Consider the following 12,826-nt stretch of genomic DNA (forward strand, 5'->3'; position numbering starts at 1 on the left):
GGCCGGCGCGCCGCACATGCCCCCGCCCCCTGCAGGCCCCGCGCCCGCGCCGGAACCGCCGATCCCGGCGACCCGCGCGGAGCGCCGGGCGGCTTCCGAGGGCGCGCCTCCGCCGCCTCCTCCCGCCGCCCGCCCGGCGACCGAGGACTGACCCGATGGTGCGCGACGGGCGCCTCGGCGTCGGCATCATCGGCGCAGGACGCGTCGGGCCGGTGATCGGCGCGGCACTCGGCGGCGCCGGGCACGCCATCGTCGGGATCACGAGCGGATCCGACGACGAGCGTGCGTCGGCGGTGCTTCCCGACGTCCCGGTGCTCGAGCCCCTCGAGGTCGTGCGTCGGGCGGAGCTCGTCGTGCTCGCCGTGCCACACGATCAACTCGCACCGCTGGTCGCGGGGATCGCCGAGGTCGGTGGGTGGCAGATCGGACAGCTCGTGCTGCACACCGATCCCGCGTTCGGCATCGAGGTGCTCCGTCCCGCGGCCGAGAAGGGCGCGATCCCGCTCGCGGTGCACCCGGCCATCACCTTCTCGGGCACCTCGATCGACCTGCGCCAGCTGCAGGCCGGGTTCGCGGCGGTGACGGCGCCCGCCGCGGTGCTGCCCATCGCGCAGGCGCTCGCCGTCGAGATGGGCTGCGAGCCGGTCGTCGTCGCCGAGGCCGACCGCGCGGCCTACGCCGACGCCATCCAGACGGCGACCGAGTTCTCCCGGTCGATCATCGGACAGTCGACGGCACGGTTGCGTGAGATCGGCATCGAGAACCCGGGCGGGTACCTGTCGGCTCTGGTGCAGTCGACCGTGGAGCGCGCCCTGCGCGACGCCTCCGATCCGCCGCCCCTCCTTTGACGCCGGTCGCCGGCCCGCGGTCGGCGGCCGCCGGTCAGCGGCCGCCGGAGAAGCCGCCGCCCCCGCCGCCTCCCGAGAACCCGCCGCCGGACGAACCGCCAAAGCCCGACGAAGTGCCCGTCGAGGGTGCGGTGTACGTCGAGGCGGAGGAGGTCGAGAGCGCGAACGCGGCGAGGCTCGGCCGGAATCCGGGGGTGTGGCCGTCTCCGATCCACCCCGGGCCGCGCTGCTCGAAGGCATAGGCGTTCTCGAGCACTCGCGCCCACTCGTCCTCTCGTCCGAACAGGATCGCGTAGGGCAGCAGCAGCTCGTAGACGTGCACCACGTTGGCCGACCCGTCCGGGCGGCGCTCGGCGCCCGAGTACGACTGCAGCATCCGCAGTCGATCCTCCTCCGCCACCCGGATGAACTCCTCGACGCCCTGCAGGTACTCGTGGCGACGGGCCCCCTCCGGGGTCAGCACGGTGTGGCGGGCGAAGGCGTAGAGGCACGCCGTGAGGACGAGGAAGGCTCCGAAGGCGGCGACGAGCAACGCCGGGATCGCGCTCAGGCGTCCGCTTGCGACGCCCCAGATCGCGGTGGCGAGCGAGGCGGCTGCCAGGGCGATCGCGATCCACCCGAGCACCACGGCGGCGGGCGACCGTCGGCGTTCGGTGAAGCCGCGCGCGGCGGCCTGCTTCTCGCCGAGCTTCCCGAGCACGCCCATGCGTGCGGCGAAGGTCTCGCTCGCGTCGGGGATGTCGACCACCCCGGTGTCGCCGGTGCCGAGGAACAGCGCATCCATGGCCTCGCCGTCGAGTGCATCGGGTGCCGGTCGTCCGGAGAGACGCCGCAGTCGCGGCCGTTCGGGGGTCGGACCTTCCTCGATGCGCAGCAGGCCCTGCACGGCGAGGTGCACGATCTCCGCCGGGATCACGGCTGTGGCGCGGGGGAGAAGCGCGCCGGCCAGGAGAGGCGGCAGATCGTCGGGCACGTCGTACTGGGCGACAACGATGCCGGATGCTGTGCGGCGTCGCTTCTTGAACACCGTGACGGCGACCCAGCTCGCGATCGACAGCGCGACGGTGCCGGCGGTGGCGAGCATCGGACCGACATCGGTCAGAGGGTTCGGCAAGCGGGCGGGGGGCTGGACCACGGTTGCCGCATCGAAGCCGATCGCCACCGTCATGCCGTCGCCGGCCGCCCGCTCGCCGGAGCCGACGCGGAACTCGACTCCGTCGGCGCTGTCGATCGGGCCCTCGATGGTGCACGTCGCGTCGTCGCCCGAGAAGCCCTGGTAGCAGCGGGTCGCTCCCGTCAGCCCGGGGGCGAGGGCATCGTCGACCGTGATCGTCGCATCGAACCGTTCGATCGCCTGCGTGCTGTCGAGGGGGAGGAGGTCCCAGTAGAACTCGTCGACACCGCTCTCCGCGGCGAGCACGACGTCGCGCATCTCGTATTCGATGACGTAGGTGGTGAGTCCGCGCACGTAGCTGTCGTCGCCGGTCAGCACGTAGAGCACGCCGTCGTCGGTCTCCGTCTCGTAGGGCACGGGTTCGCCGTCGCCGTCGGTGACCGACAGGATGCGTGTGTCGAGGCCGGCACCTTCGTACGAGGTCGCCAGTCCGCGCACGATCCCGCGGTTCTGGTCGGTATCGGGGAAGCGAGCGACCAGCTCCTCGGTGACCGTCATGGTCGCTCGCCCCTCGTCGTCGAGGCCCACCCGGTAGTGGGCGTCCCACGACGCGTAGGAGAAGTCGTCGACGTCGGTGGAGCTCGCCGAGGCGGCGGCCGCGGGGAGGAGGACGAGGCCGAGCGCAGCGAGGGCGGTGGTCAGGGCGCGGAGGAACCGTGGAGCTGCCATCCCCCGAGGCTACCCATCGCGCGCCGCGGAGCGCTGCACGGCCTCGGTAAACTGGGAGGACTTTCCTGAGGAGCATCGAATGACGCACGCGCCCGCCGCGCCCGAGCAGACCCCCATCGACCCCGCCGCGGTCGGTGACGACGAGATCCACGAGCAGAAGGCGGTGCGTCTCGCGAAGCGCGAGCGCCTGATCGCGAAGCGGGCGGATGCCGGTGGCGGGGCGTTCCCCGTCGGCGTGCCCGTGACCCACACCATCCCCGCGCTCCGCGCGACCTACGGGGAGGGCGGCGAGCAGGCCCTCGAGGCCGGTGCCGAGACCGGTGTCGTGGTCGGCGTCGCCGGACGCGTGGTGTTCAGCCGCAACACCGGGAAGCTCTGCTTCGCCACGCTGCAGGCGGGCGACGGTTCGCGCATCCAGGCGATGATCTCGCTCGCGAACGTCGGCGAGGAGTCGCTCGCCGAGTGGAAGGAGTACGTCGACCTGGGCGACCACGTCTTCGTGCACGGCGAGGTGATCTCGAGCCGTCGCGGCGAGCTGTCGATCATGGCCGACGGCTGGGCCATCGCGGCGAAGGCGGTGCTGCCGCTGCCGAACGCGTACGCCGAGCTCAGCGAGGAGAGCCGCGTGCGCAGCCGCTACCTCGACCTCATCGTGCGCGAGCAGGCCCGCACGACGGTGCGCGCACGCGCGGCGGTCAACGCGAGCCTGCGGGCCACGTTCACCGGCCACGACTACCTCGAGGTCGAGACCCCCATGCTGCAGGTGCAGCACGGCGGGGCATCCGCTCGTCCCTTCGTCACGCACTCGAACGCCTTCGACACCGAGCTCTACCTGCGCATCGCTCCCGAGCTCTACCTCAAGCGCGCCGTCGTCGGCGGCATCGAGCGGGTCTACGAGATCAACCGCAACTTCCGCAACGAGGGGGCCGACTCGACCCACAGCCCCGAGTTCGCGATGCTCGAGGCCTACCAGGCGTACGGCGACTACGAGCAGATGGCGGCCCTGACGCAGGAGCTCGTGCAGAACGCCGCCGTCGCGGTCGCCGGCTCGACCACGGTCACGTGGGCCGACGGCACCGAGTACGACCTCGGCGGCGAGTGGGACCGCATCTCGATGTACGAGTCGCTCTCGCAGGCCTCCGGCCGCACCGTGACGCCGCATGACTCGGTCGACGATCTCATCGCCTTCGCCGAGCAGAGCGGCGTCGACCTCCCGCCGCACGCCACCCACGGGAAGCTCGTCGAAGAGCTCTGGGAGCACTTCGTCAAGGGCGACCTCGTGCGGCCGACCTTCGTCATGGACTTCCCGGTCGACACCTCGCCCCTCGTGCGCGAGCACCGCTCGATCGACGGCGTCGTCGAGAAGTGGGACCTGTATATCCGCGGGTTCGAGCTCGCGACCGGGTACTCCGAGCTCGTCGACCCGGTGATCCAGCGGGAGCGCTTCGTCGAGCAGGCGAAGCTCGCGGCACGGGGCGACGTCGAGGCCATGCCCATCGACGAGGAGTTCCTGCGTGCGCTGGAGCACGGTATGCCGCCGTCCGGTGGCATGGGCATGGGGATCGACCGTCTGCTGATGGCGATCACCGGCCTGGGCATCCGCGAGACGATCCTCTTCCCGCTCGTCAAGTAGCATCGGCGGCCGCACGGCGGAACGTCCACTCCGGCAGCACCGCCGCGTCGATCATGGTGGTCAGCAGGGCGGCCAGACCGTATTCGGGATCGATCTCGCGCGCGGCCTCGAGGTACGACGCGGCGTGCGTCGAGCGTCCGAGCGCCCAGGAGAGCCACCCGGCCGCGGTCAGGGGAGCGACGCGAGCGGCTCGCGGCGCCTGTGCCGCGGCCGTGCGCACGACCTCGAGCGCGAGTCGGAGCCGATCGGCGTCGGGCGCCGGGCCCTGCCCGAGGAACACCTCGCCGATGGAGGCGGGGATCGACTTCCCGCGGCCGGCGAACGCCAGCTGGGCGTCGAGCGCCTCCGCTCCGGTCGGGTGGTCGGACGCCCACTGCAGCAGGGCCACATCGCGGTACGCGGGGCGCTGCAGGCACCACAGCAGCGCCGCGCAGGCGAACGGGGGGAGCTTCCCGCGGGCGTCGATGAGCAGCTCGAAGAAGGCGTGCATGTCGTCGAGCATCGCCACGGCGGCGAGGGTCTGCGGGTCGTTGGACGCCTCGGTGTCATCGGGCGCCTCCGGATCGAGTGCCGCTGTCAGCCGCAGCAGTGCGCGGCCGACACGCTCCTTGTCGGCCAGGTCGGCCGTCGGCAGTTCCGATCCGCTGTCCTGATCGCCGCTCACGTCGCCGACCCCCGGGACCTCGGGAGCAGCCGGCACGCCGTCGAGCGGATGCAGCTCGGGATCGTCGACGAGGTAGCTCGCCCACCCGTCCGGTGTCACACACAGGGCGTCGACGATGCGCAGCCCGGCGTCTTCGGCGCATCCGAGCAACTCGTCGACCGCGACTGCGAACGGCAGCACGAGGCCGTCGCGCGTGTCGAGCGCGGCCTCGTCGGTGTAGACGACGGCGGCGACGGCATCCGTCCCGCTCACGCGCGCGACGAGCCCGATCAGCGCGTCGGCGTACGCCTCGGGCGCGAGGCCGGGCCGGGGGAGGTCGAGACGCATGGCGCCGCACGTGCGGCTGCCGTGGAAGGGGAGGAGCACGATGCTCCGTCGCGGGGTGAAGCCCGCGAGAGAAGGGACGATGCTGAGGAACTCGGCGGAGCCGGAGGCGCGGAGAAGCGTGGTCATGAGGGGAGTGTGGCGGCAGGCGCGATGGCTGCGCCGGCGGTGCGGTGGGCTGTGGGCGGTATTCCGTTCGGGTGTTCCCGGCGCAGGGAGAGTGGCGGCGGGTACGATGGAGGAATGGACAACTTCTGGGTGGCTGCGGCATGGTCGATCCTGCCGACCCTGGGGGTCAGCGCCATCTTCTTCATGGTGCTCCGCGGCATCCTTCGCTTCGACCGCACCGAGCGCAAGGTGCACGCGCAGATCGAGGCCGAGGAACGGGCCGCGCGCGGGCTTCCTCCCCGCCCCTGAGCGGCGTCCGACCCATCCACTACTGTGTAGCGAACGGCACCGGCGACGGTGACGCGCGGCGCTGCCGCTCACGGCGCGCTAGAAGGAGAGCAGCATGACGGTGGAGGGCGTGGGCTGGCTGATCGCCGGCTTCCTGATCGTCCTCGACCTCGCCATCCGCATCACGGCGATCATCGTCATCCCCCGCAACCGTCGTCCCACCGCCGCCATGGCGTGGCTGCTGGCAATCTTCTTCATGCCGTTCGTGGGCGTCTTCCTCTTCCTCGTCATCGGCAATCCGCGGCTGCCCCGTGCGCGCCGACGCAAGCAGGACCAGATCAACGAGTACATCGCCGCCACGAGCGAGCACCTGCACTTCGGCACCCTGCGTCCGCACGCACCCGACTGGTTCGGCCCGCTGGTCGAGATGAATCAGCGCCTCGGGGCGCTGCCCCTCTCGGGCGACAACGGCGCGCACCTGATCTCCGACTACCAGGCGTCGCTCGATGCCATGGCCGACGCCATCCGCGAGGCCGAGGACTACGTGCACGTGGAGTTCTACATCCTCCAGTCCGACGCCTCCACCGACAACTTCTTCCGCGCCCTCGAGGAGGTCGCGGCCCGCGGCGTCTCGGTGCGCGTGCTGCTCGACCACTGGGCCAACCGGTGGAAGCCGCGCTACCGGAAGACGATCCGGCGCCTCACCGAGATGGGTGCGGAGTGGCATCTCATGCTTCCGGTTCAGCCGCAGCGTGGACGCATGCAGCGGCCCGACCTGCGCAATCACCGCAAGCTCCTCGTCATCGACGGCACCGTGGCGTTCCTCGGGTCGCAGAACGTCACCGACTCGAGTTACAACCTCAAGAAGAACATCAAGCGGGGTCTGCACTGGGTCGACCTGATGGTGCGGCTCGACGGCCCGGTCGTGCTCAGCGTCAACGCGATCTTCCTCAGCGACTGGTACAGCGAGACCGGCATGGTGCTCGAAGAGATCGACATCACGCACGCCGAGGTCGGATCCGGCGACCTCGACTGCCAGGTCGTCCCCTCCGGCCCCGGCTTCGAGGTCGAGAACAACCTGCGCCTGTTCCTCGGGCTGCTGTACGCGGCCAAGGATCGCATCATGATCGTCAGCCCGTACTTCGTCCCCGACGAGGCCCTGCTGCTCGCCGTCACCGCGGCGGTCGACCGCGGGGTGGCCGTCGAGCTGTTCGTGTCGGAGGAGGGCGACCAGGCCATGGTCTACCACGCCCAGCGCAGCTACTACGAGGCGCTGCTGCGCGCGGGCGTGCGCATCTGGATGTACCGCAAGCCGTACATCCTGCACACGAAGAGCCTCACCGTCGACGACGAGGTCGCGGTGATCGGGTCGAGCAACATGGACATGCGTTCCTTCGGTCTCAACATGGAGGTGTCGATGCTGGTGCGCGGGCAGGAGTTCGTCACCGAGATGCGCGAGGTGGAAGACACGTACCGTTCCCTCAGCCGCGAACTCACCCTCGAGGAGTGGGAGCAGCAGCCGCTGCGGTCGACGGTGCTCGACAACCTCGCGCGCCTCACCTCCGCTCTGCAGTAGCGGGCGATGCTGTCAACCCCCGTTCCTCGGGACGGAGTGCCACGGTTACCCTGAGGGCATGACCTCCGCCCCTCGCCTCGCCGCTGCCCTCTCCGCGCTCGCCGCGGTCGTCCTCATCGCCGGTTGCACGGTCGGCCCGGGGGCGGCCTCGCCGCAGAACACCTCGAACCCGTCGGGTGAGGCGCAGGCGCCGGACGACGACGCCGACGACATGTCCGGGGCCCTCCTCGACGACGGACGCATGTTCGCCGTCGTGACTTGGGGGTCGTCGAGCTGCGTCCCGAACGTGACCGAGGTCACGGCCCAGGGCCAGGAGGTCTCGGTGACGCTCGAGGACGCCGACGGCGATCAGGTCTGCACCGCGGACATGGCGCAGCGGGCGAGCCTGGGTGCGCTGCCGGCCGGCGTCGACCCGACGAGCGACATCACGCTCTCGGTCACGTACGCCGACGCCACCGACGACGTAGAGATCGGTGGGCGGCAGGTCGCGGGTGTCCCCGGCGAACCCACGTCGTACGAGCCGTCGGCCGGATGGGTCGATGACGGCTCGCTCGTGCTCCTCACCTGGGGGTCGTCGGGCTGCCCGCCGATCGCCTCGACCATCGAGGGCTCGGGGAACGCCGGCACCGTCGAGTTCGCGACGGTCGAGGGTCAGGTGTGCACCATGGACATGGCGCCCCGCGCGACCCTCCTGTCGTTCGCGGAGGGTTCGGTCGACGACGATGCTCCGTTCACCCTCACCCTCGTGGGCGGCGGGGTCGACGGAGTGGTGACGATCCCCGGCGTGTGACCTGCGCCGGCCGGCGCGCAGTCAGAGCGCGTCGATCGGATGGTTCGCGGGCAGAGCGAGCAGCAGCGCCGCGGCGTCGACCCGGCAGGTCATGCGCACGGCCAGGCCGAACTCGTCGCCGTCGAGCTCGACCGGCGTGGGCTTCGTGGCCGCCGCTTCGGCGATCCGGCCCTGGAAGTAGTGCACCGAGGCATCCCGCCCCCGCCGTTCGAGGATGCGGTGACCCGCGGGGAAGCGGCGCAGCACGGAGTTCTCCCACCAGATGCGACGCCAGACGTTGAACCATCCGAACGCCCCCGACGGCCGGATCACCGCGACGTCGAGAATGCCGTCGGCGATCGAGGCCTCGGGGATGAGCGAGATGCCGGCGGGCAGCATCCCGCAGTTCGCGAACAGGATGCTGTGCACCCGGTTCGAGTGCAGGCGGCCGTCGTCGACCTGGTAGACCGATCGGAACGGCGAAGCGTTGGCCAGCGATCGCGCGGCGCCGTCGACGTACGCGATCCAGCCGACCGAGCGCTTGAGGTCGGGACGGGTGTTGGCGATCATGTCGGCGTCCAACCCGACGCCCGCGAGCACGACGAAGGCATGCTCGGCCTCCTCGCCGCTCTCGCGGGTGATGCGTGCCCATCCGATGTCGATCGCGTGCCGCTCCCCGGTCAGGGCCGCGCGGATCATCTCGTCCGGCGAGGCCAGGGGGAGGGCGAGGTTGCGCGCCAGCAGGTTCCCCGTCCCGCTCGGCACGATCGCCAGGGGGACGCCCGTGCCCGCGATCGCCTCCGACACGGCGCGCACGGTGCCGTCTCCTCCCGCCACCAGAACCACGTCGACCCCGCGTGCGAGGGCCTGGGCGGTGGCCGTCTGTCCGGCATCCTGGATCGTCGTCGGGTAGAACGCCGGATGCTCCCAGCCCTCGTCACGCGAGAGCTCGCGCACCGCGGCCCGCAGCCGCGCGCCGTCGACCTTGATGGGGTTGTAGACGAGGGCCGCCTGTCGTCGGGCGGACGGGGGCTTCGTCATGGCCATACTCTATTCCCGGCCGGAGGCGCGGCCGTCATCGCCGGCGGGCCCGGTCTCGGGAAGGACCCCGGGGCGGATCGGGGCGTGTGCGACCCCCGTAGAATCGGGGGATGATCGACCTCGCCCTCCTCCGCGACCACCCCGAGATCGTCCGTCGCTCGCAGGCCGCGCGCGGCAACGACCAGACCACCGTCGACACGGCGCTGGAAGCCGACCGATCGCGTCGCGCGGCCCTCACCGCCTTCGAAGAGCTGCGCGCCGAGCAGAACGCGTTCGGCAAGGTCGTGGCGAAGGCGCCGAAAGAGGAGAAGGCCGCGCTCGTCGCGCAGGCCAAGGAGCTGGCCGACCGGGTGAAGCAGGCCCAGCAGGCCGCCAATGAGGCATCCGAGGTCGCTGCCGCAGCGCTCACGCGGATCGAGAACGTCGTCATCGACGGGGTGCCCGCCGGCGGCGAGGCCGACTTCGTCGAACTGCGCCGCGTGGGGGAGGTGCCGGCGTTCGACTTCGAGCCGCGCGACCACCTCGAGCTCGGCGAGATCCTCGGAGCCATCGACATGGAGCGCGGCGCGAAGGTGTCGGGGGCCCGGTTCTACTTCCTCCGCGGCATCGGCGCTCGCCTCGAGATCGCGCTCATGAACCTCGCGCTCGACACCGCTCTGCAGAACGGTTTCACGCCGCTCATCACGCCGACGCTCGTGCGCCCCGAGATCATGCAGGGCACGGGCTTCCTCGGCGAGCACGCCGACGAGGTGTACCACCTCGACAAGGAAGACGACCTCTACCTCGTCGGCACGAGCGAGGTCGCGCTCGCCGGATACCACAAGGACGAGATCGTCGACCTGTCGGACGGGGCCCTGCGGTATGCCGGGTGGTCGACCTGCTATCGCCGCGAGGCCGGGTCGCACGGCAAGGACACTCGCGGGATCATCCGCGTGCACCAGTTCAACAAGCTCGAGATGTTCGTCTACACCACCCCGGAAGACGCCGAGGCCGAGCACCTGCGCCTCGTCGCCCTGCAGGAGCAGATGCTCACCTCGCTCGGCCTCGCGTACCGGGTCATCGATGTGGCGGCGGGCGACCTCGGGTCGAGCGCGGCACGCAAGTACGACATCGAGGCGTGGGTGCCGACGCAGGGCGCGTTCCGCGAACTCACTTCGACCTCGAACTGCACCACGTACCAGGCTCGTCGTCTCGACGTGCGCCACCGTCCCGCCGCAGAGGAGGGGACCGCGAAGACGCAGCACGTCGCCACGCTGAACGGCACGCTGGCCACCACCCGGTGGATCGTGGCGCTGCTCGAGACGCACCAGCAGGCCGACGGCTCGGTGCGGGTGCCCGAGGTGCTCCGCCCCTACCTCGGCGGGCTCGAGGTCATCGTGCCGGAGAAGACGAAGGGCCAGGCATGACCGAGCGCTGGCTGATCGGGCTCGACGTCGACGGCACCATCATCCTGCAGGACGAGACCATGAGCCCCGGGGTGCCGGAGGCGATCTCCCGACTTCGCGAGGCGGGTCACGTCGTGACGATCGCGACGGGTCGCAGCTGGATGGCCACGCGACGCTACGTCGAGGAGCTCGGCATCGACGCCGAGTACGTCGTGTGCTCGAACGGCGCCGTCACCATGCGGCGGGTGGGCGACGAGTGGGAACGGTGGAACGTCGAGACGTTCGACCCCACGCCGGCCCTCGCCCTGCTGCGCGACCGGCTGCCCGAGGCGCGGTACATGGTCGAGCTCGCGTCGGGACAGCGCCTGTTCACCGAGCAGCTCGACGACTGGACCCTCGACGGCGGGCGGCGGGTGACGTTCGAGGAGCTGTCGGATGCCCCCGTCTCGCGCATCGTGGTCGTCTCGCCGGATCACGACGAGGAGGACTTCCACCGTCTCGTCGCGGATGCCGGTCTCAACGAGGTGTCGTATGCGATCGGCTGGACGGCGTGGCTCGACATCGCCCCGCAGGGCGTCGACAAGGGCACCGCGCTGGAGCGCGTGCGCGGCGAGCTGGGCATGGCGGGGGAGCGGGTGTTCGTGGCGGGAGACGGACGTAACGACATCGGCATGTTCGGGTGGGCCCGCTCGCTCGGCGGACGCGCGGTCGGCATGGGTCAGGCTCCCGCCGAGGTGAAGGACGCGGCGACCGAGATCACCGATGCGGTGGAGGACGGCGGGTTGGCACGCGCGCTCGACACCCTTCCAGCGCCCGCCCAGGTCAGCGCCGCAGAATAGAGTTCGGCTAGACTCACGGCTTGTCGGCGGATTCTTCTGTCGGGAGGGTTGTCCGAGCGGCCGATGGAGCTGGTCTTGAAAACCAGTGGGCAGAGATGTCTCGTGGGTTCGAATCCCACACCCTCCGCTTTGTGAACGGCGCGCCCCGGCGCCGACGTCGCACGAAAGGCCCCGAGTGACCGAGAACACCCGTCGTCGCGCCACGATCGCCCGACATGGACAGCTCCGTACCCCCGGCCCCCTCAGCCAGCTGCTGAAGTTCATCGCGATCGGCCTCGCCGTGCTGCTGGTGAGCGGCGTCGGTGTCGCGGCGTACGTCGCCTACGACCTGCGCAGCACGCAGCTCGCCAACGCGGTGGAGCTCGAGGGGCAGGACGCCTCGGCCGTGCCGCCGGACATCAGCGAGTACAAGGGCGGGTTCAACTTCGTGCTCGCGGGCGTCGACACCTGCGAGGAGAATTACGCCGAGCTGTTCGGCGAGCGCTGCAGCGGCAGCGACGCCGAGGGCAATCTCAACGACGTCAACCTGCTGATCCACGTCTCCGACGCCCCTCGTCGCGTGACCGTCGTCAGCTTCCCCCGCGACCTCATGGTGCCGATCCCGCAGTGCACCGACGAGAACGGCGATGTGCACTCGTCGATGAGCAAGCAGCCCCTCAACGTCGCGTACGGCGATGCCGGTCTCAACTGCGTGGTGAAGACGATCTCCGAGCTCACTGACCAAGAGGTGCAGTTCGCGGCATCCGTCACCTTCGGTGGTGTGATCGAGATCACCAACGCGATCGGCGGCGTGGACGTGTGCCTCGCGAACCCGATCAAGGACCGCTACACCGGCCTCGACCTCGCCGCCGGTACGCACACCGTGCAGGGCCTGGAGGCGCTGCAGTTCCTGCGCACGCGCCACGGCGTCGGCGACGGCAGCGACCTGGGCCGCATCGGCAACCAGCAGCAGTACATGTCGAGCCTGGCCCGCAAGCTCATCAGCAGCGAGACGCTCGGCAACCCCGGCACGATGCTGCGCCTGGCGACCGTCGGCTTGAGCAACCTCGAGACGAGCACCACGCTCAACGACCCGATGACGATCGTGCAGATCGCCCTCGCCGTCAAGGAGGTGCCGTTCGAGGACATCGTGTTCGTGCAGTACCCCTCCGGTGCCGACTCGGCCAACCCGAACAAGGTGGTGCCGAACTACACCGCTGCGGGCGAGCTCTTCGACGCCATCGAGGCGAACGCGCAGCTGCAGATCACGCACGAGAACAACAGCAACGACGGCGTCGTCGTCGAGGAGGCGGCGCCGGCCGACACCCCGACGACCGACACCCCGCCTGCGGCGGACGCCCCCGCGGCCGAGGGCACCCCGGCACCTGAGGCCACACCCGACAACGTGGTGGCCCTGCCGAACTCGATCAAGGGCAACTCGGCCGCGCAGCAGACCTGCTCGAACGGCAACGTCCGGTAGAGCACCGGCGCCTCGGCACTGTGAGACGGACGAGACCCCCGGAGGAATT

General features: G+C 70.6%; 11 protein-coding genes and 1 tRNA gene. 9 read left to right on the forward strand and 3 right to left on the reverse strand.

Annotation, left to right across the window (positions count from 1 at the left end; translation table 11 throughout):
• Positions 1-29: 29 nt before the first annotated feature.
• The gene (locus tag RWS82_RS00005; protein ID WP_400190063.1) at positions 30-848 is read left to right on the forward strand and encodes a DUF2520 domain-containing protein; all 819 of its coding nucleotides are present in this window, start codon (positions 30-32) and stop codon (positions 846-848) included.
• A gap of 34 nt (positions 849-882) precedes the next feature.
• On the opposite strand, the gene RWS82_RS00010 is transcribed toward RWS82_RS00005, so the two are convergent.
• The gene (locus RWS82_RS00010; protein WP_314645537.1) at positions 883-2,691 is read right to left on the reverse strand and encodes a DUF2207 family protein; all 1,809 of its coding nucleotides are present in this window, start codon (positions 2,689-2,691) and stop codon (positions 883-885) included.
• 79 nt (positions 2,692-2,770) lie between these two features.
• On the opposite strand from RWS82_RS00010, the gene lysS reads away from it, so the two are divergent.
• Positions 2,771-4,324 (forward strand): lysine--tRNA ligase, encoded by a 1,554-nt coding sequence (gene lysS, locus RWS82_RS00015; protein ID WP_314645539.1) that lies wholly within the window; start codon positions 2,771-2,773, stop codon positions 4,322-4,324.
• Here lysS and RWS82_RS00020 read toward each other — a convergent pair.
• On the reverse strand, positions 4,317-5,441 hold the full coding sequence (locus tag RWS82_RS00020; RefSeq protein ID WP_314645541.1) for a DUF4192 domain-containing protein: 1,125 nt from the start codon (positions 5,439-5,441) through the stop codon (positions 4,317-4,319). The two genes, lysS and RWS82_RS00020, sit on opposite strands and share 8 nt — an antisense overlap.
• A gap of 114 nt (positions 5,442-5,555) precedes the next feature.
• Between RWS82_RS00020 and RWS82_RS00025 the strand changes: the two genes are divergently transcribed.
• The 3 genes from RWS82_RS00025 (at position 5,556) to RWS82_RS00035 (ending at position 8,074) form a co-directional block, all read left to right on the forward strand.
• Complete coding sequence (locus RWS82_RS00025) at positions 5,556-5,729, forward strand: hypothetical protein (protein WP_314645543.1); 174 nt, start codon at positions 5,556-5,558, stop codon at positions 5,727-5,729.
• Positions 5,730-5,823: 94 nt separating this feature from the next.
• Complete coding sequence (cls, locus tag RWS82_RS00030) at positions 5,824-7,284, forward strand: cardiolipin synthase (RefSeq protein WP_314645546.1); 1,461 nt, start codon at positions 5,824-5,826, stop codon at positions 7,282-7,284.
• Positions 7,285-7,342: 58 nt separating this feature from the next.
• Entirely contained in the window at positions 7,343-8,074 is a 732-nt protein-coding gene (locus RWS82_RS00035) for a hypothetical protein (RefSeq protein ID WP_314645549.1), read from the forward strand.
• 21 nt (positions 8,075-8,095) lie between these two features.
• Here RWS82_RS00035 and RWS82_RS00040 read toward each other — a convergent pair whose 3' ends face one another.
• Positions 8,096-9,094, reverse strand: coding sequence for a diacylglycerol kinase family protein (locus RWS82_RS00040; protein ID WP_314645552.1), 999 nt, complete (start codon positions 9,092-9,094; stop codon positions 8,096-8,098).
• A 110-nt stretch (positions 9,095-9,204) separates the two neighbouring features.
• On the opposite strand from RWS82_RS00040, the gene serS reads away from it, so the two are divergent.
• The 4 genes from serS to RWS82_RS00060 all read left to right on the forward strand — a co-directional run bounded on the left by serS (position 9,205) and on the right by RWS82_RS00060 (position 12,777).
• Entirely contained in the window at positions 9,205-10,500 is a 1,296-nt protein-coding gene (serS, locus tag RWS82_RS00045; protein ID WP_314645555.1) for a serine--tRNA ligase, read from the forward strand.
• Entirely contained in the window at positions 10,497-11,318 is an 822-nt protein-coding gene (locus RWS82_RS00050; RefSeq protein ID WP_314645558.1) for an HAD family hydrolase, read from the forward strand. Before serS ends, RWS82_RS00050 begins: the two co-directional genes overlap by 4 nt.
• 42 nt (positions 11,319-11,360) lie before the next feature.
• Positions 11,361-11,445: transfer RNA gene (locus RWS82_RS00055), tRNA-Ser, on the forward strand.
• Between the two features lie 48 nt (positions 11,446-11,493).
• Positions 11,494-12,777, forward strand: coding sequence for an LCP family protein (locus tag RWS82_RS00060; RefSeq protein WP_314645560.1), 1,284 nt, complete (start codon positions 11,494-11,496; stop codon positions 12,775-12,777).
• The last annotated feature ends 49 nt before the right edge of the window (positions 12,778-12,826 follow it).

Source organism: uncultured Microbacterium sp. (genome assembly GCF_963528945.1).
GTDB lineage: Bacteria > Actinomycetota > Actinomycetes > Actinomycetales > Microbacteriaceae > Microbacterium.

Excerpts from the sequence above, each read along its gene's own strand:
- RWS82_RS00010 (WP_314645537.1), bottom strand. The coding sequence starts at position 2,691 with ATGGCAGCTCCACGGTTCCTCCGCGCCCTGACCACCGCCCTCGCTGCG.
- lysS (WP_314645539.1), top strand. The coding sequence starts at position 2,771 with ATGACGCACGCGCCCGCCGCGCCCGAGCAGACCCCCATCGACCCCGCC.
- RWS82_RS00020 (WP_314645541.1), bottom strand. The coding sequence starts at position 5,441 with ATGACCACGCTTCTCCGCGCCTCCGGCTCCGCCGAGTTCCTCAGCATC.
- RWS82_RS00025 (WP_314645543.1), top strand. The coding sequence starts at position 5,556 with ATGGACAACTTCTGGGTGGCTGCGGCATGGTCGATCCTGCCGACCCTG.
- cls (WP_314645546.1), top strand. The coding sequence starts at position 5,824 with ATGACGGTGGAGGGCGTGGGCTGGCTGATCGCCGGCTTCCTGATCGTC.
- RWS82_RS00035 (WP_314645549.1), top strand. The coding sequence starts at position 7,343 with ATGACCTCCGCCCCTCGCCTCGCCGCTGCCCTCTCCGCGCTCGCCGCG.
- RWS82_RS00040 (WP_314645552.1), bottom strand. The coding sequence starts at position 9,094 with ATGACGAAGCCCCCGTCCGCCCGACGACAGGCGGCCCTCGTCTACAAC.
- serS (WP_314645555.1), top strand. The coding sequence starts at position 9,205 with ATGATCGACCTCGCCCTCCTCCGCGACCACCCCGAGATCGTCCGTCGC.
- RWS82_RS00050 (WP_314645558.1), top strand. The coding sequence starts at position 10,497 with ATGACCGAGCGCTGGCTGATCGGGCTCGACGTCGACGGCACCATCATC.